Origin of the sequence: Saccharicrinis sp. 156 (assembly GCF_050589685.1) — a bacterium.
GTDB lineage: Bacteria > Bacteroidota > Bacteroidia > Bacteroidales > Marinilabiliaceae > Saccharicrinis.
In genome coordinates, this window is sequence record NZ_JBNGOS010000008.1 from 135,834 (window position 1) to 153,476 (window position 17,643).

At 38.5% G+C, this 17,643-nt stretch carries 15 protein-coding genes; 8 read left to right on the top strand and 7 right to left on the bottom strand.

Annotated features, from left to right (window positions below; all coding sequences use genetic code 11):
* Nucleotides 1–261: 261 nt before the first annotated feature.
* Both ACRD64_RS06740 and ACRD64_RS06745 read left to right on the top strand, forming a co-directional pair.
* A complete protein-coding gene (locus ACRD64_RS06740) occupies nt 262–765 on the top strand; it encodes a hypothetical protein (protein WP_430932492.1) in 504 nt (167 codons plus the stop codon).
* The gene (locus ACRD64_RS06745) at nt 762–1,622 is read left to right on the top strand and encodes a hypothetical protein (protein ID WP_430932493.1); all 861 of its coding nucleotides are present in this window, start codon (nt 762–764) and stop codon (nt 1,620–1,622) included. The genes ACRD64_RS06740 and ACRD64_RS06745 overlap by 4 nt, the downstream gene beginning before the upstream one ends.
* Nucleotides 1,623–1,884: 262 nt before the next feature.
* Here ACRD64_RS06745 and ACRD64_RS06750 read toward each other — a convergent pair whose 3' ends face one another.
* Nucleotides 1,885–2,154 carry an acylphosphatase gene (locus ACRD64_RS06750; protein WP_430932494.1) on the bottom strand — a complete coding sequence of 90 codons (270 nt, stop codon included), beginning with the start codon at nt 2,152–2,154 and terminating at the stop codon, nt 1,885–1,887.
* Nucleotides 2,155–2,481: 327 nt separating this feature from the next.
* Here ACRD64_RS06750 and ACRD64_RS06755 point away from each other — a divergent pair, with 327 nt between their 5' ends.
* The gene (locus tag ACRD64_RS06755; RefSeq protein ID WP_430932495.1) at nt 2,482–5,022 is read left to right on the top strand and encodes an ATP-binding protein; all 2,541 of its coding nucleotides are present in this window, start codon (nt 2,482–2,484) and stop codon (nt 5,020–5,022) included.
* 38 nt (nt 5,023–5,060) lie between these two features.
* Here ACRD64_RS06755 and ACRD64_RS06760 read toward each other — a convergent pair whose 3' ends face one another.
* Together ACRD64_RS06760 and ACRD64_RS06765 are read right to left on the bottom strand one after the other, a co-directional pair.
* Nucleotides 5,061–6,389, bottom strand: coding sequence for a sigma-54-dependent transcriptional regulator (locus ACRD64_RS06760; protein ID WP_430932496.1), 1,329 nt, complete (start codon nt 6,387–6,389; stop codon nt 5,061–5,063).
* 418 nt (nt 6,390–6,807) lie between these two features.
* Nucleotides 6,808–6,963: a hypothetical protein gene (locus ACRD64_RS06765; RefSeq protein ID WP_430932497.1), complete on the bottom strand. Its 156-nt coding sequence runs from the start codon at nt 6,961–6,963 to the stop codon at nt 6,808–6,810.
* A 333-nt stretch (nt 6,964–7,296) separates the two neighbouring features.
* Between ACRD64_RS06765 and ACRD64_RS06770 the strand changes: the two genes are divergently transcribed.
* The 4 genes from ACRD64_RS06770 (at nt 7,297) to ACRD64_RS06785 (ending at nt 10,817) form a co-directional block, all read left to right on the top strand.
* A complete protein-coding gene (locus ACRD64_RS06770; RefSeq protein WP_430932499.1) occupies nt 7,297–7,671 on the top strand; it encodes a BlaI/MecI/CopY family transcriptional regulator in 375 nt (124 codons plus the stop codon).
* A complete protein-coding gene (locus tag ACRD64_RS06775; protein ID WP_430932501.1) occupies nt 7,664–9,331 on the top strand; it encodes a M56 family metallopeptidase in 1,668 nt (555 codons plus the stop codon). Before ACRD64_RS06770 ends, ACRD64_RS06775 begins: the two co-directional genes overlap by 8 nt.
* A 126-nt stretch (nt 9,332–9,457) precedes the next feature.
* Nucleotides 9,458–10,102, top strand: coding sequence for a TatD family hydrolase (locus tag ACRD64_RS06780; RefSeq protein ID WP_430932502.1), 645 nt, complete (start codon nt 9,458–9,460; stop codon nt 10,100–10,102).
* A 1-nt stretch (nt 10,103) separates the two neighbouring features.
* The gene (locus tag ACRD64_RS06785) at nt 10,104–10,817 is read left to right on the top strand and encodes a tRNA threonylcarbamoyladenosine dehydratase (protein ID WP_430932503.1); all 714 of its coding nucleotides are present in this window, start codon (nt 10,104–10,106) and stop codon (nt 10,815–10,817) included.
* Nucleotides 10,818–11,218: 401 nt separating this feature from the next.
* Here ACRD64_RS06785 and ACRD64_RS06790 read toward each other — a convergent pair whose 3' ends face one another.
* The 4 genes from ACRD64_RS06790 to ACRD64_RS06805 all read right to left on the bottom strand — a co-directional run bounded on the left by ACRD64_RS06790 (nt 11,219) and on the right by ACRD64_RS06805 (nt 16,183).
* Entirely contained in the window at nt 11,219–12,934 is a 1,716-nt protein-coding gene (locus ACRD64_RS06790) for a S41 family peptidase (protein ID WP_430932504.1), read from the bottom strand.
* A 206-nt stretch (nt 12,935–13,140) separates the two neighbouring features.
* Entirely contained in the window at nt 13,141–13,878 is a 738-nt protein-coding gene (locus tag ACRD64_RS06795) for a phosphoadenylyl-sulfate reductase (protein ID WP_430932561.1), read from the bottom strand.
* Nucleotides 13,879–13,942: 64 nt separating this feature from the next.
* Nucleotides 13,943–14,962: a 6-phosphofructokinase gene (locus ACRD64_RS06800; protein ID WP_430932505.1), complete on the bottom strand. Its 1,020-nt coding sequence runs from the start codon at nt 14,960–14,962 to the stop codon at nt 13,943–13,945.
* A gap of 354 nt (nt 14,963–15,316) precedes the next feature.
* Nucleotides 15,317–16,183 carry a universal stress protein gene (locus tag ACRD64_RS06805; protein ID WP_430932506.1) on the bottom strand — a complete coding sequence of 289 codons (867 nt, stop codon included), beginning with the start codon at nt 16,181–16,183 and terminating at the stop codon, nt 15,317–15,319.
* 160 nt (nt 16,184–16,343) lie between these two features.
* Here ACRD64_RS06805 and ACRD64_RS06810 point away from each other — a divergent pair, with 160 nt between their 5' ends.
* Nucleotides 16,344–17,639 carry a cryptochrome/photolyase family protein gene (locus ACRD64_RS06810; RefSeq protein WP_430932507.1) on the top strand — a complete coding sequence of 432 codons (1,296 nt, stop codon included), beginning with the start codon at nt 16,344–16,346 and terminating at the stop codon, nt 17,637–17,639.
* Nucleotides 17,640–17,643: the final 4 nt, after the last annotated feature.

The following is a 17,643-nucleotide window of genomic DNA, read 5'->3' on the forward strand; positions in this document are numbered from 1 at the left end:
CTGGTCATGGGCGAGAGCCGTCCGGTAAGAATTTGGAACAACTGGACGGAATGACTTTGGGAGGTTGTGCCAAGCAGGATTCGTAGTGCCAATTATGGATCATCAAAATTGGTTGTGACACATAATCGATGCTGGAAGCAGTAGTTTTTCGTAAAAAATAAGGGATAAATGAAATTGAAGATGATTGTTTTATGATTTTTGTCTTTTTATGTGTTGGCTGCAATGTATATCTATGCGCTTTCAAAAGAAAAACATAACTACATGGGCAACACTAAAAGGAAATTTACACCTGCGTTTTGGACAGCAAATTTTGCCGAGTTGTTGGAGCGCGCCGCGTACTACGGGGTTTTTATCGTAATTACCCTTTATTTATCAAGGATTTTAGCATTTGATGATATTGAGGCTGCGGCTATTGCAGGAACATTCTCGGCCTTGCTTTATCTTTTACCCACATTTGCAGGAGCATACGCCGATAAAATAGGATTTAAAAAATCCCTTATTGTCGCTTTCAGTTTGCTTACGCTAGGTTACTTAGGCCTTGGTTTATTACCTACGTTTATTCAAAATGCAGGTTTGGCAGAATACGGCACAGAAACCGTGTTTAAAGGGCTTGACAAAAGTAATTTCAGGTACGCTATCCTACCGGTGATGGCTTTAATTATTCTTGGGGAAGTTTTATTAAATCGGTTATCACTGGCACGGTCTCTCTTGAAACAAGCGAGGAGAACAGGGCTACAGGTTTTTCGATTTTTTATACCATTGTGAACATTGGGGCGTTCTCGGGGAAAACCATCGTTAAGCCTTTGCGCGATGCCATGGGTAATGTGGGTCTTATTAACATTAGTTACTTCTCGGCCGGGATGACTTTGTTAGCTTTAATCGCAGTGTTTTTCTTTTTTAAGCCATCCGTCCAAAAGCGGGATGGAAAGACTTTCGGTGAAATATGGAGAGCTTTTGTAAAGGTACTATTCAATGTTCGATTAATCGTTTTGATTTTCATTGTAACCGGGTTTTGGTTAGTGCAACATCAGTTATATGCTACTATGCCAAAGTACGTATTGCGTATGGCAGGCGAGAGTGCTTCGCCAAGCTGGTATGCAAACGTTAACCCACTGGTTGTATTTTCCACTGTAGCAATAATTACCTCTTTAATGAGGCGACGAACAGCCTTGTTTTCGATGACTGTCGGTATGTTTATTATGCCTGTTTCGGCTTTTTGTATGGCGGCGGGAAATCTTTTTGATGGAGGATCAGCGATCATTGGAATGCATCCGGTGGCCTTTATGATGATTGTCGGTATTGCTTTTCAAGGCTTGGCTGAGTCGTTTATTTCGCCTCGTTTCCTGGAGTATTTCTCGTTTCAGGCTCCTAAAGGTGAAGAAGGCCTTTATTTAGGCTTTAGTCACTTGCATTCGTTTTTATCCAGTATTGTTGGCTTTTTGATGTCAGGGGTATTACTGGATAAATATTGTCCCGACCCAATAAAGTTTGGTGGAAGAACAGCTGAATGGCATGCGGTGAGTGCCAATGCGCATTATATCTGGTACTATTTTGGTGCAATAGCCATGGTTTCGGCTATTGCTTTAATAATTTATGGTCGTATATTTAAGGCCCAAGAATAATTTTTTTATTCCACTTACACAACTACTGAGAGCCGGAAAACTTCCCACCGTTTTCCGGCTTTTTTATTTTCGTTGAAAGAAAAAATTAGTCATAAACAGGCGGAGTACGGCGGCAGCAGATACCATGTAGTGTTTTTTACTTTTGCCATTGAAATGTATTGTTTTTGTGGGTTAGTTTGAATTTTATCAAAAAATAAGGGTTCTTGATCTACGTATAACAAAGAAAAACCGTGCTTTACTTCTTGTTTTATCCACTAGCCTATTATCTTTTTATATTAAAATGTTGAAAGCCAAAATAAGGAATGTCGTGTATGAAGCAACCCTGAACATCTGACATCCTGGAGCCTTTTTTACAGCCCAAAATAAAATTGGCCAAATTATTACGTTCACCTTCCGCATCCACTTCAACCTCGCCACCAGGCAGGTTTCTTACATAGCCTTTAATGCCATGTTCCTGCGCTTGGGCCAAAACAAAATATCGATATCCTACTCCTTGAACCCTTCCGCAAACTATCATTCTAACCCTTCTCATCCCATTCAGTTTTTATGTATAAATTTACAGGCAAAGAATCAAATATAAAAGAGAATTCCCCTTAATTTATACTCTATCATTCGAACTATTAGTTTTTTATCACCTATTGGTTTAATTTCGATATCAATAATATTTTTTATGCCGCATCCCCCCATTGTAAGCTTAAATATTATTAAAGCCTTCAATCTGGATTTGAAATAATCCTGACGAAAGTTTAGAATGTCAAAAATTTCGTCACTCTGATGGACAGATACTATTTTTATAATAACAAATCTGGTATACACACAAAAAATAGGTAAATTGTATCGCTAAAATCAACGTAAAACCATGTCCAATAAAATATTACCGGAAAAATGGATTCAGACAAAGGTCGCTATAGGTTTTATCATCATAGTGGCTATTGCAATTGTTATTTTTTCCATCACCTACTTTTCTGTAATCTCCATTATAAAAGTGCAGAACGAGGAATACAGTCACGAATATGAGTTTACATATTTGAACCAGCTTATATTTGAGATCATCGAAACAGAAGGACTCAGCCGGGTTTATGGTATCACAGGGAAAAAGGAATACCACGAACAATATTTGCAACACCACGATTCGGTGCTAGCCGTTCTTAATTACCTAAACCTGCTTTTCCCGGATACGGTTTCGCAAGGTGGGATTAAGGAGATTGAACGATTGTATTTTCAAAAGAAAGAGTTGATGGATCAACTGACTAAAATGAATCTTAAAAAGTTGTATGCCGAATCTGCAGAGAAAATAATAGCCTCTATTCCAGATTCTTTAAATTATGAAGTAACTCAGTTTACCTATACCAGTTTGCAGGTTGATTCTGCGCAGCAAGATGTGATTGTAGAAGATACCGTGCTGGTAATCCAGCAACAACCCGAAGATGAGAAAAAAGGTTTTTTTAAACGAATGGGCGAATTGTTTGGAGGAAGTAAAAAGAAACAGGAACCACTCGTGGAGTTGGAGGCCGTTGTTAGTAGAAAGGTGGATTCCACCGTCATACAGGAAACCAGGCCCAACGAAAATATCGGGGAATTAAAATCGAGAATAGAACGTGCCGAAAAAAGGGAAGAGAGATTGAATATTATTGTTCAGAAACATGAAGATGAACTTATTCAACTCGACAGGCGTTTGACCGACCAGATTAAAAACATCGTAACTAATTTGCATGATACTACCATAAAGCGAAACGAAAACAAGCGATCGGAGCTTGAAGTTTTACGGAGCGAGATGATCGATCGTATTTTGCTGCTGGTGGGCACCGCTGTAATAATGATGTTGTTTTTTATTTTCTGGATTAGCAGGGATATCACCCGAAGCCAGAAACTTAAAAATGATATTATCAGAGCCAAAGAACGAGTTGACCGGCTTCTAAGGGTCAAGGAGCAGTTTGTAGCACACATGAGTCACGAGATCAGAACCCCGTTAACATCCATCATCGGTTTTTCGGAACAATTATCCGGAATGCTTAGTAAAAAAGAAAATCTACTTGTTTCGGAGCGGATACTGTTATCGGCCGAACACTTAAACGGCCTTATAAATAACGTTTTAGATTCGTCGATGCTGGAATCGGGAAATATTGCTTTTTATAAAGATAGGATTGATGCTAAAGCCCTGATGGATGAACTTTTCCAGCTTTTTGAATTCGAAGCGCAAAAATCAGGCTTGACCTTTTCGTATAATATTGACCCCGACCTGACAGGTTTTGAGTCAGATAATCTCCGACTCAAGCAAGTGTTGATTAATCTAATTGGCAATGCATTAAAATTTACATCTAAGGGTTCGGTATATTATGATGTAAATATTCGTAAAGACAAACTTGTTTTTACGGTAGAAGATACGGGTATAGGTATACCGAAGGATAAACAGAAATCGGTATTTAAAATGTTTAACCAGGTAAATATCAGTTTGTCGCGAAAATACTCGGGAACAGGTTTGGGACTTTCCATTAGCCGGCAAATTATTGAAGCCATGGGAGGGAGCATACACCTTGATAGTAAACCGAACGAAGGAAGTACCTTTACATTTGATATTCCTTACATTAAATGTGAAGTTGTGCAGGCCGATCCAATGGAGGGAGTAACTTACCTGTTTAAAGACAAAAAGATAATGGCGGTGGACGATGATGAGATGATTTGCCAATTGATTGACGGTATTCTGCACGACAGGGTTGAACGTTTGGATGTAATTTCTTCGTCCGAACCAGCTATGCAGGCCATCGAGCATGTGAAATACGACCTTTTTCTGGTGGACCTGCATATGCCCAAGGTGGATGGATTACAATTGTTAAACATTATTCGAAACGAAAAGAAACTGACCACACCGGTTTTGTTCCTGACAGCGGATATGGTTAATTCAGAGCTGAAAGAAGCCAATAAAAAAGACAATATTTGGGTAATGGCCAAACCGTTTACGCAAAAGCAGATTATGGAGAAATTGGCGGAGATTTTTAATTTGAAAAGGAGTAAAGTTGCAGATACTAAAGTTATGGCGCCAAAAGATGAAGAAAATGACCAGTTGTTTAGTTTAGATGGGGTGAAGTCGTTTACTGGCAATGATCAAGAATTTTTAAACTCGGTGATAAAAACATTTGTTGAGAACTCAGATAGAGGAATTTGGGATATTAAAAAAGCGCTTTCGGAGGATCCGGAGTTTTACCATGTTGTATCGGAAAGGGCACATAAACTTCTGACCGGGTTCCGTCAGTTTAAAATTAAAAAAGGGATTGCGAAACTTACGTTGCTTGAAAAAGCCCGGGAACAAAAACTTACCAAAGAAGAAATAGTAACCAAAGTGAAGGAATTGGAAACTTTTTGGGACGAAGTTAAAAACCAAATACAATCACTGGTAGCCTAGAACCGCAAATTCTTGTTGTACCTTACGAAAACACCATTTCAGGCATCAATACCGTATTTGTGTATTTTATTGTACAAGGTTTTTCTGTCAATCCCTAGAATACGGGCTGCCTTGGCTTTATTATACCGGGTCTGTTCCAAGGTTTCTACAATAATTTCTTTCTCTGATTTTTCCTTGGCAGCTTTTAATTGAAGCGGTATATCGGGTTGTTCGAGAGGTGACTGAATTTCCGGAGGTAATTCCGCCAAAGTTATTTCGTTACTTTTTGCCAGCAGAACCGCTCGTCGGATCACATTACGCAGTTCCCTTAAATTTCCGGGCCACTCATAGCTCAGGAAAATTTTTACCACCTCAGAACCAAAATAAATATTTTCCTTGTTGAATTCATTGGAGGCCATCTGCAAAAACCGATCGCTATACACGGGTATATCTTCTTTTCTATCTCTTAAGGGCAATAGGTTAATGGAGAATTCGTTAAGTCTATGGTATAAATCCTCTCTAAATTTCCCACTAAACGAAGTCGTCCGCAAATCTTCGTTGGTGGCTGCTATTATCCTGCAATTGATGGGATATTCCTCGTTGCTGCCCAATCGGCGACCTTTACGTTCTTGGATGGCTCGTAGTAATTTTACCTGCACATCGTAACTCAGGTTTCCGATTTCGTCGAGGAAAATAGTGCCATCCTTAACGTTCTCAAAATGTCCTTCCTTATCGTCCAAAGCACCCGTAAACGAACCTTTTTTATGTCCGAAGAGTTCGCTGGAGGCAATGTCGGTATGTAAGGCGCCGCAATCCACTGCCACAAAGGGCTTTATGCTTCTGTGGCTAAGTTCGTGAATACGCTGGGCCACAAACTCCTTACCAACACCACTTTCGCCCAACACCAATACGGAAAGTTCGGTGCCAGCTATTAATTCAATTTGTTGGTCTATTTGTTCCGCAAATCGGCTAACGCCCTTAATGTAATTTGAAACAGGAGCCAGTACGGGCTTATTGGCTTCGGAAGTAGTTTTAGCGATACCTCTTTTAATGACGTGTAATAGCTCATCGGGATTAACAGGTTTGGCAATATACTCGAATGCCCCCAGTTTTATAGCGTTTACAGCTACTCTAATATCGGAATAGGCGGTAATGAGTACCACGGGAGTTTTAAGATCTTTCTTCCTGACTTCGGGAATTAAATCCAATCCTGTACCGCTGTCTAACCTATAGTCGGTTAAAACCAAGTCGAATGATGAAGTCTTTATAGCATCCAGTGCGGAGCTGAAACTACTCACAAAAACGGTTTCGAAGCTTTTTCTTTTCAGAAAGCCTTCGATCATCAATCCAAAGGAAGTGTCGTCATCAACAATTAAAATCTTTGCCATTACCGAAAATTACAAAAGTTGTTAAATTTATAAAACATCTTTTTGATTATAACGAATAACAGGAAATAAATTACTTTTTAATCAAATGCTGGGAGCAGTGAGCAAATCTTCTGGTAGTTTAAAAGATTTTTGTGATTTATTGTCTGAAAGTGGTTGAGTTATTCATGGTACTTAACTATTTGGGTTTGGAGGCTGATTGTTAAAAAACAAAATAATTATATCATTTAACAGAAAAAATAGGACAAAAAAAAGCGGATCAACGTTTTGATCCGCTAGCCTAGAACTACATTTAACTATATATGGTAACAATAGTCTAGAGTTGGGTGGTATCGTTTAATTTGTTGTGTGTGTTGTGTTGTGTGGTGTTGTGTGTGTTGTGTTGCTTGATACCGATACCTATTGTAATATGAGAAACTTACTAATTCAAATTGTCATAAACCGTAACACCTTGACCTTCAGAATATGGATAGGTTACTTCTGGAAGATCTGCTGTTTTAAGCAGAACCAGCCCGATCACTACAACCAAAGAGGTAATTATAAGTGCTGTTAGTTTATTTATGAATGATTGATCCATTGATCTGTTTCTTTTTTAATTGATATTCGATGACTGTATATGTCAAAAGTGTGCCATAAAAGTGTGTATCGTGGCCTGTGTTTTCTAAGGTGTTGATATTCAGTATTAAAAAATTGTATAGGATGTTTTCTGTATGATAAAGAATTTGGTTATTCTCAAAAAGTGTGGAATAAAGTCCACACATTGATTCCTCATAGTGTGGAAATTTCCTATAGGTACCTACTGTTAATACTAGCAATAACTTAATAATAAGTTATAAAACGTAAAAATAAGTTGCATAACTTAAATATAAGTTGTAAGTTTGAATTGCTGATTAACTAACTTGGTGTTTAGATGGTAAATTTAACAAAAGCAGAAGAAAAAATAATGAAGCTACTTTGGGAGCTTAAAAAAGGATTTATTAAAGATATTCTTGAAAAGTTTCCTGATCCAAAGCCTCCTTATAATAGCGTTTCAACCATTGTAAGGGTTTTGGTAAAAAAGGAAATAGTGGGATTTAATAAGTATGGAGGTACATACGAATATTATCCGCTTATCTCGAAAGATGAATATAGAAAAGGTCAGTTAGGCAATTTGGTTAACGGATATTTCAATAATTCTCTGTCACAAGTTGTCAATTTTTTCTCTGAAAGTAAAAACGTAAAAATCGATGAAGTAGATGAAGCAATAAAAATGCTCGAAGAACTTAAAAAGAAAAAAAATGGCTAGTTTCCTTTTGTACTTGTTTGAATCGGGCTTATGCCTGACATTGTTTTACTTGGGGTATGTTGTTTTCTTTCGTAAAGAAACCTATTTTACCTTTAATCGTTTTTACCTGTTGGCTTCTATGGTATTGGCTTTGCTTATGCCGTTAATCCCTATACAGGTAAATGCCAATGAAACAGAGTACATCGGAGAGGCGCTTACAAAAGTTGAAGCCTTTAGAAACTATTATGAGGAGTTTGTTTATTATTTCGATGTGGAATACGACGCTCCTGTAATTGATAATTCAGAGGAACAATTGGTTTCTCAAAAACTATATTTTAACAGAGTTGGTTCTTCAGTAAACATCATTAAACTAATATTTTATTTATATATCGCAGGTCTGCTATTCTTTGGTTTACGACTTGTATTTCTTCTTTATCACTTATTCAGGTATATTCGACAAAACCAGGTTAGTAATAACGATGGGTTTTCTGTGGTGTCAATAAAAGAAGAAGCACCGTCCTTCTCCTTTTTAAAATGGATTTTTGTTAATAAAGATAATCTTAAACCAGAAGAATTAAAGCAGGTAGTGGCGCATGAAAAAGTTCATGTGCAGTATAAACATTCGGTGGATTTGATACTGGCGCATATTATTACAATGTTTCAATGGTTTAATCCGCTTACATGGCGCATACAGAAATCGATTAAAACATGTCACGAGTATATTGCCGACAGACAGGTGATTAAGCAAGGACACGAATTATTCGATTATCAGTCTCTCTTACTGAGTCAGTTAATCAGCATTCGCTCAGTTGAGCTGGTAAACAATTTTAATTTATTATCCATTAAAAAAAGAATTGCCATGATGAACAAAATAAAATCGGGAAGAATAGCTAAACTAAAAGCTGTTTTGGTTATTCCAATTATATCGCTTGCATTTATGTTTTTTGCAAACTGTACGGAATCTTTAAAAGATTCAAATGATCTTAAGAATGGTGGTTCAGCCGTTTTAAAATCGATTACGGTAGATCTTCCAAGCACTAATGAAGTTAAAGAGTATGATGAAAATTTTATCCTATGCACTTTAACTCTAAGCAAGGAAGGCTTTTATTACAACGACACAAAACACGATTTAAATAAAGTAGATGAACTTGTTGCTTCCATCGATTTATCGGAAAATAAAGAAAAAGGCAATAAAATGACCGTTTTGTTAAACGTTGACAAGTCGGTTAAAGTAGGAGATGTAGAAAAAGTAAAACAAGCTCTACGAAATCATGATATTCTAAAAATTGGTTATTTATCTAAAGGAGATACTCCAAAAGCTTTATTTATGCTTTTACCGCCTAAAGAGGCAGAACATATTGATGAAAACCTGGTGGTTGAACTATTTACTATAAATCACACTGAAAAGCTTGATGTGAAGAAAGTGTCACAGGATTTAAGTAAGTATTACTACGATCACAATAAATGCATTATTTTATACAAGTTCGAAGATCATATTACCTATGAGGATTATGTAGAGGTGGTTGATATGGTATTTAATACTGTAAAGAATATGCGTCGTGCAGAAGCTAAAAAAGACGGTAAAGATTACGATTCCTTATCTAATGAAGATCAAAAAGTGTATCGTAAAAAATATCCTATTAGATTAACACAAAAGGGTATTCATGGAGTAAGACCATGAAATTGATTTAAATAATTTCTAGCTAAGGTCGTTAAGTTTATAGCAAAGCAAGCCAATATTAATCGTATTAATGAAAACTTTGCGTAATTTGCGTTTAAACTTTGCGTTCTTAGCGAGAAATATTTCATGCTGATAGATATCCATACCCATAACAATTCTGAAGATGCTGATATTGCTATTATCAACCAGTTTGCTTATGATGTCAAACCAGTCGCTGAAAATCAGCAATATTCATGCGGTATCCACCCATGGTTTATTCAGGAGGATAAAGTTTATATTTGGTTAAAACAGATTGAAGAGCTTTGCCAGGAAAAGAAAATTGTAGCCATAGGCGAATGTGGATTAGATAAAAACATAAAAAACTTAGAATTCCAGAAAATCGTTTTTAAAGATCAAATAAGGCTTTCGGAACAATATAGGCTGCCTGTTATCGTTCACTCCGTTAAAACACATCATATCGTGTCTGAGATAAGAAATAGCAGCCTTGCAAAGCAGCCCTGGATTATTCATGGTTATAATGGGTCGTTAGAAACAGCTCAACAATTCGTCAAACAAAATATTTTTATTTCTTTTGGGGAAAATTTAATCAAACACCCCGATAAGTTTCAGAAGCTTTTAAGCTGCCTGGATTTGGATTTTTTATTGCTCGAAACCGATGATAGCGAAATTTCAATAGCTGATGTTTACAGGCAGGCTGCAAAAAATTTAAGCATGGATATGGGTTTGCTTGAGAAAAGAATAGAAGCAAATTTTAATAGTGTATTTGGTTAAGATGAACTGGTTAGAGAGAACAGAACTGCTTATAGGTCAGGATAAAATTAAAGAGTTATCGGAAAAAAATGTGTTGGTAGTCGGGCTTGGTGGCGTTGGTGCTTTTGCCGCTGAAATGATTGCCAGGGCAGGGATTGGAAAAATGACCATTATTGACGGTGATACAATTAACGAGAGTAATAGGAACCGACAGTTGCCGGCACTTTGCAGTACTCTGGGCATGTCAAAAGCCCAAGTGTTGGAAGCCAGACTATTAGATATTAACCCCAGTTTAAAACTTACTGCTATTGCGCGATTCATAGATGAACATTCTTTTGAGGAGCTATTAGAGAACGACTTTGATTATGTGGTGGATGCCATTGATACCCTTTCACCGAAGGTAGCATTGATTCGTGCTTCGGTTCAACAACAAATTCCTATTGTTTCATCCATGGGAGCAGGAGGTAAATTCGATCCTTCACAAGTAGAGATCACCGATATTTCAAATTCTAAGTATTGTAATTTGGCACGTATGGTGCGCAAGCGTATTTACAAAGATGGCATCAGGAAGGGTGTGCCCGTTGTTTATTCTCCCGAAATGGTGCCCAAGGAATACATCATTAAAACGGAAGGTGAAAGGAATAAAAAGACAACGGTTGGGACCATCTCGTATATGCCCGCGATTTTTGGTTGTTTTGCAGCCAGCAAGGTTATCAAGGATTTGGCAGGGAAATAGAGGTTAAACCCGGATGATGTATTAGAGGTAAGTAATGAGTATTTAAAATACCATAAAAATCGGGGTTACTGAAACGAGGCATAGTACCGCTGCGGTGAGTTGAAGCAAGTTAGTGAAACGCCTTGTTTTGAAGTAGTTGATTTACACAGCAGGATTTCTGATGCATATTCGGGGTTATACCGAGATCTGTCATTAGGCATTCGAAAAATTCCTTAATAATCGCAGGCATCAGCTGTATCGAGGGAATCCCGATTTAAAAAATCTTACATTGCTGTGTTTCGGTAATGTTTAGGTTTTGATCATCGAATTGGCCTTTTGGTGAGGTTTGATGACAATTTTGGGTTAAAAAAAAGGCTCCACTGCGTGTGAAGCCCTTTGAATATTTTATTTCAATTATTTATTTACTTCATACTTCTTTTGTCGCCGGCGTGGCTTAATACAGTACCGTTTAAAATACCGCTATATTTAGTTTCATCACCCAACAATTCAAGCGCTTTTTCCAACTCTTCATCGTTTTGCAAGGAGAATTTTATGGCCCCTTTTTGGTAATAATATCTTTTTACAATCTCGTTACCCAATAACTCACTAACCTCAGATTTAAAGATATTTAAGTCTTTTTGAACATCTAATGTCAACAGTTTCTCGAGTTGTTCGAATTCGGTTTTTGACTTTTCGTAGTAATCTTCCTTTTGGGCCGTTTCCTTTAGCTCCTTTAAAGCTTCTTGTGTTGCCGATTTATATTTAAAGTCTTTTTTCGCAGCTACGAATTGCTTGAATTCTTCAAATATTTCATTCGATATTTTAAAGTTTTCAGGTTTAGCAATCTCATCATGTTTTAAAACAAATTCGGTAGCGTAGTTAAAAAACATGTTCTGTGCTACAAGTGCATAGGCAATGTTGCCATATTTTTGGGGTTCAACCTTAATGTCAGGCGAAACACCGCCCCCATCATAAACAGAACGGCCACCAAAGGTCTTAAATTCCGTAATCAATGAATCGGGAATTAACCCAACACTACCGTCCTCGTTTCGATGGCTGTAATCAACTGCCTGAATGCACCGACCGCTGGGTATGTAATATTTGGCTGTGGTAACTTTAAGCTTGGCATTGTACGACAACGGGCGTGTGGTTTGAACCAGTCCTTTACCAAATGAGCGCTGTCCAATTAAAACCCCTCTATCCATATCCTGAATGCTACCTGCAACAATCTCTGATGCCGAAGCGGAACCTCGGCTTATTAGGACAACCATCGGGCTAATTGTGTCAATAGGTTCCGAAGTAGCACGATATACTTTATCCCACTGACTTACTTTACCGCGTGTAGAAACCACTTCGCTTCCTTTTTTCACAAATAAGTTTACAATCTTAACAGCATCGTCCAACAAACCGCCCGGGTTTCCTCTTAAATCAAGCACAAAGCTTTCGGCACCGTGGTTCTCTTTTAAATCCATAAGTGCTTTAGCTACCTGTTTTGAACAGCTTTGTGTAAAGTTATTCAGGATAATTAATCCTGTTTTGTCGGAAACCATTCCGTAATATGGAACTGGATTGATGGAAATCTTTTTGCGGATCAATTCTATGGTCACTGGTTTGTTTTGGCCGGGACGATCAATCTTCAGTTTAAGCGGTGTGTTGGCCGGACCTTTCAGCATATCGCTTACCTCGGAACTGGATTTTCCAACCACATTCACATCGTTGACCTCCACTAATTTATCGCCCGCTTTTAGACCCGCTAATTGAGCGGGAAAACCCTCGTATGGTTCTGCAATAACAATGTAATCGCCTTGTCTGGAAATCAGGGAACCCATACCTCCATATTCGCCTGTTGTCATAAACTTAAAATCCTCCATATCATCCTCGGGGATATAAGTTGTGTACGGATCAAGCGATTCAAGCATTTCATCAATGCCTTTTTTAATCAGTTTTTCCGGGTTGGTTTCGTCCACATAATAACTGTTCAACTCACGAAAAAGAGTATAAAAGATATCGAGGTTCTTAACGATGGAGAAGTTACGGTTATCGTCGTTGTTAAAGCCTACCAATCCCACCGAAACAACCAAAACAATCAGTGTTCCGCTTATCCACCTAAGTCGGCTTTGTTTATTAAAAATACTCATCTGTTTAAAATTTAACAAAACTCTAATAACCAGTGCAATTTTCAGTCATGCTCCTCCCGCTCTGACGGTACGACCTGTTCCGAACTTGATTTGGAAGGGTATATAACCTAATTATTTGCTCCGGCCATGCCGGTTTCATGTTTTAAATATTAATCTGCTATATCGTCTTTTCTGTATGAAAGAATACCCCGATATAACAATTTTTCTTACTTTTTGTGTAATCCACATTCCTTTGTATCCGGATTTTCCCAGTACCATCGGCCGGCTCTAATGTCTTCGCCCGGCATAATAGCTCTTGTACAAGGCTGGCAGCCAATACTTGGATAACCTTTGTCGTGAAGCGGGTTATAAGGGATACCATTTTCTTTGATGTAATCCCAAACATCTTTCTCGCTCCATTTAGCCAAAGGGTTGATCTTTAAAATATTGTTGTTCTCGTCCCATTCCACTACCTGAACATGGGTACGTGTTACCGATTGATCGGCCCGCAGCCCGCAAACCCATGCCTCTAATCCTTCAAAAGCTCGTTTTAATGGTTCCAGTTTACGGTTGTAACAGCATTCCTTTCTGTTTTCGATACTGTCGTAAAACAGGTTAATCCCCTTTGTTTCAACCATTTTCTGAACGGCTTCTGCTTTCGGTGAATATACCTTTAGGTTTGTTTTGTATTTCTTAGAAGTACGATCAATGAGCTCATAAGTTTCAGAAAATAATCTACCTGTGTCCAAGGTGAAAATATGGGCCTGGTCTGTAACCGAAGTTATCATTTGGGTTAATACCTGATCTTCGGCACCCAGGCTTGAAGCCAATGCTATTTTATCATTATATTTCTTTACGAAGTATCTGATTACTTCAACCGGATTGCTATCCGCAAATTGCGCATTTAGTCCGGCAATTTCTTCCTTTGTCATCCTCTTATTAAGCTTAAAAATGCGGTTGTTGATGCAGCAAAATTAACACCAAACAACCGCAATTGGTTTAACTGTTAGTTTTTTAACTTAAGTTTAACTATAATTTATCGCCAAAGCACACGCCCATGTTTCGAGCTTTCATGACTAACCGGTTGTTCGGTTCAATTAATTTAGTTTTCCCCCCTACTTCTTCCAATGCAACAGAGTTGATTTGATTGTTTTTAACACAAACCATCGAGCCGAAATTTTTGTCTTTGATCATTTTGGCTGCGTAAGAACCATAGCGGGTTGCCAGAACCCTGTCGGCTGGAGAAGGAGTGCCACCTCTTTGTGTGTAGCCTAAAATAGTTTCGCGTGTTTCAAGACCTGTCCGTTCCTGGATTTGTTTTCCGATAAATCGGGCGGCGCTCTTTTTTTTCGGAACCTTAATGCCTTCGCCAACCACCACAATGGAATAAGGTTTGCCTCTTTCGGAACGTCTAAGGAGTGCATTGGTAATCACATCCATATCGTACTCTATTTCAGGAAGCAGCACGATGTCGCCGCCTCCGGCAACACCCGAATGCAATGCTATCCAGCCTGCGTTGTGGCCCATTACTTCAATCACCATAACGCGTTTGTGAGAGTTGGCAGTGGTATGAAGTCGGTCAATCGCATCGGTGGCAATGTTGACCGCAGAATCAAAACCAAATGTGACATCGGTACCCCAAACGTCGTTATCAATCGTTTTTGGCAGTCCAACAATGTTGAGTCCTTCCTTGGATAGTAAGTTGGCCGTGCGCTGCGTTCCGTTACCTCCAATACAAACCAGCGCATCCAATCCCATTTTATGGTAATTTTCCTTGATTACCTGAGGTTTGTCTTCCACGGTGTCCCCTTCTTGCGGTTTAAAGGGTTTCATTCGTGAAGTTCCAAGGATGGTTCCTCCCAATGTGAGTATACCGGATAATTTATCTTCGGTTAACAGTTCGTAATCCATATCGATAAGCCCACTAAAACCGTTTGAGATTCCAATTACTTCCATACCATACTGAACAATGGCTGTTTTTCCTACTCCTCTTATGGCTGCATTTATTCCGGGACAGTCCCCGCCTGCTGATAATATTCCTACTTTCATTGCGTAAAATTTGATATTAAGAGATTTTCGCTGCTTGTAGCAAAACATCTATTTGGTAAACCACGGGACTACCATGATAAAAGTCATCATAAAATGACGGGTAAATTTAATTTAAAAATCCCTTTTTAGGAACTAATGTTGCACAGATGTTATAAAAAAGCTTTACTTTTTTATAAGTAGGTTGGGTATTGCTCATTCTCCGGGCTGATTATACGCTATTTTTATTCACCTTCTTAAACTTCTTCGCATTAGCTTGGGCTTTCACTGCGACGGAACAAGCTTTGTGCGTATTCCTTGCCAGGGGAAAAGAAAAATGGTATTAAAGCATTTATTCCGCTTAAGTATTATTTATGTTTATTTGTGAAAGAATAAGGTAGGGATTTCTGCGCTAAAGAGAATTTTCCTGGTTTGGCTGGGGTGCATCATTTTAGCAATAAAGTTACGCTTTTTACGCGTAATAGCCATTAAATCAATATTGTTGTTTTCAATGTATTCCATGGATGCTGCAACCATATCGTGTCCGCAAATATAATCGCAAATCATGCTTTGGTTCCTGTAGGTAGATTTACAATATTCACTGTATTCTTTCAATTGTTCTGCGTCTACTTTTTCTTTTCCAGCAGGACAATATTGAACATTATGTATTTTGGTTTTAAAAGTACCCACTAGTCGGACTAATTTGTGGAGTGAGGTGTATTCGCACTTCGCAAAATCGGTTACAAATAGTATGTTGTTGATTTTGTCAAGATTAAAGCTGTAATTGATAGGGACTGCCATAACCGGAAAGGACACACCTTTAATGATATCCAGTGTTACACTGCCCAGGAGTTCCTTGATAGTTTCGCCCTTGCTTTTTGTTCCCATTACAATTAAATCGGGGTAATATTCCTTACAAAACAATTGAATCGCATCCTCCGGATATCCATCTAAAACCCGCAGCTTGATTTGGAGGTTATTGCTTCTCCTGGTATTGCTAAGAACGTGTGCCTTTAATTTTTCAAGTTCGGTATAAGCATCTTGGTGCGAAAGTATTGTGGTTTCAGATTTTTCGTTTCCACTGTCGGTTTCGCTGTCGCTTTCTCCGTCGCTTTCACTCAAAAAGTTGGTATAACAATAAAGTAAAGTAATTTCACCACCCACATGTTCTGCTATTGCGGTACAATACTCAATTGCCTTTAAGGTGTACGGCGCAAAATTAACTGGAATTAAAAATCTAATCATAAGTAATCCTCCAAGTCAGCTTTTCTTGATATTGTGTTTGTATAAAGTTATCAATATTTAAACAGAATGGTACCAATTGTGTTTCAAATATTAGGAACTGTTAGGTTTATGGTTTAAACAATAACGTAAAAAAAAATAGAATAATATAATATTTAACAAATTGAAAAGTACAACTACCAGAATAAACATCGTTTGGCTCAGAAATGAATTGAGGTTAGCCGATAATGCGGTCATACAAGGAGCTGCCAGGGAAAAACAGCCCATTCTTGTCGTGTATATTTTTGATGAGTCGGCAGTTTGCAAGCTGGATTCGGATGATAGCAGAATTTCATTTATTCACGATCGGCTGAATATTATATATCAAGAACTGAAAGGGCACGGTAGCTCGCTTTGGGTAGCAAGAGGGAATGTAGTAGAGATTTGGAAAACTATCTTTCAAAAATATAACGTAAATGCCATTTATGCAGCTGAAGATTATGAGCCGGACGGAATAAAACGTGATGGTATGATTGCAGATTTGTGTGTAGCCCATCGTGTGGGATTTCAGCTCTTAAAAGACCGTGTAATTTTTGCCAAGGACGAAGTGGTCAAGAAAGACCAAAGTCCATATTCTGTTTACACACCGTATAAAAGGCAGTGGCTAAGGCGGTATCAGGATATGGAGCCGATTCGAAGGAGCGAATGGAGGCCTGTTTTTCTAGATGGGGTTTTACCTTTTCCGTCCCTACGTTCGCTGGGATTTGACAGGGGGAGGTTAACGGTGAAGGATTTTACCCTCGAAGGGTTGGAAGACTATGGTAAAAACCGCGACTACCCGTTTAAAAACTCAGGGTCAAACCTGGGGCCCCACCTGCGCTATGGTACTACGTGTATACGAAAGGCGGTGGAGGTGGCGATGGGAAAAAGCGAGGTGTTTCTCTCGGAATTGATCTGGCGGGAGTTTTTTATGCAGGCATTATATCATTTCCCTCATTCGGCAACTCGCAATTTTAAAAAACAATATGATTTTATTTCCTGGAGAAACAATGAAATGGAATTTGAGCTTTGGTGCAATGGGAAGACTGGTTTTCCTATGGTAGATGCGGGAATGCGGGAATTAAATGAAAGCGGTTATATGCACAACCGTACACGTATGGTGGTAGCTTCGTTTTTGTGCAAGCATTTATTGATTGACTGGCGCTGGGGCGAAGCTTATTTTTCGTCCAGGCTGTTGGATTATGAAATGGCGTCGAACATAGGCAATTGGCAATGGGCAGCAGGAACAGGATGTGATGCGGCACCTTATTTTAGGGTTTTTAATCCCACTAGTCAACAGGAAAAATTTGATCCTGATTTTATTTATATCAAGCAATGGATTCCGGAGTTTGGGACGGGGGATTACCCTAAACCCATGTTGGACCATGCCATGGCCAGGGAAAGGGCTATAAGGACGTACAAAGAAGGAATAGTGAAATAAAAAA

Bases quoted from the DNA above. Each gene is read 5' to 3' on its own strand.
- ACRD64_RS06775 (WP_430932501.1), top strand. From the start codon at position 7,664: ATGGCTAGTTTCCTTTTGTACTTGTTTGAATCGGGCTTATGCCTGACA.
- ACRD64_RS06755 (WP_430932495.1), top strand. From the start codon at position 2,482: ATGTCCAATAAAATATTACCGGAAAAATGGATTCAGACAAAGGTCGCT.
- ACRD64_RS06760 (WP_430932496.1), bottom strand. From the start codon at position 6,389: ATGGCAAAGATTTTAATTGTTGATGACGACACTTCCTTTGGATTGATG.
- ACRD64_RS06770 (WP_430932499.1), top strand. From the start codon at position 7,297: ATGGTAAATTTAACAAAAGCAGAAGAAAAAATAATGAAGCTACTTTGG.
- ACRD64_RS06750 (WP_430932494.1), bottom strand. From the start codon at position 2,154: ATGAGAAGGGTTAGAATGATAGTTTGCGGAAGGGTTCAAGGAGTAGGA.
- ACRD64_RS06740 (WP_430932492.1), top strand. From the start codon at position 262: ATGGGCAACACTAAAAGGAAATTTACACCTGCGTTTTGGACAGCAAAT.
- ACRD64_RS06790 (WP_430932504.1), bottom strand. From the start codon at position 12,934: ATGAGTATTTTTAATAAACAAAGCCGACTTAGGTGGATAAGCGGAACA.
- ACRD64_RS06805 (WP_430932506.1), bottom strand. From the start codon at position 16,183: ATGATTAGATTTTTAATTCCAGTTAATTTTGCGCCGTACACCTTAAAG.
- ACRD64_RS06780 (WP_430932502.1), top strand. From the start codon at position 9,458: ATGCTGATAGATATCCATACCCATAACAATTCTGAAGATGCTGATATT.
- ACRD64_RS06800 (WP_430932505.1), bottom strand. From the start codon at position 14,962: ATGAAAGTAGGAATATTATCAGCAGGCGGGGACTGTCCCGGAATAAAT.
- ACRD64_RS06765 (WP_430932497.1), bottom strand. From the start codon at position 6,963: ATGGATCAATCATTCATAAATAAACTAACAGCACTTATAATTACCTCT.
- ACRD64_RS06785 (WP_430932503.1), top strand. From the start codon at position 10,104: ATGAACTGGTTAGAGAGAACAGAACTGCTTATAGGTCAGGATAAAATT.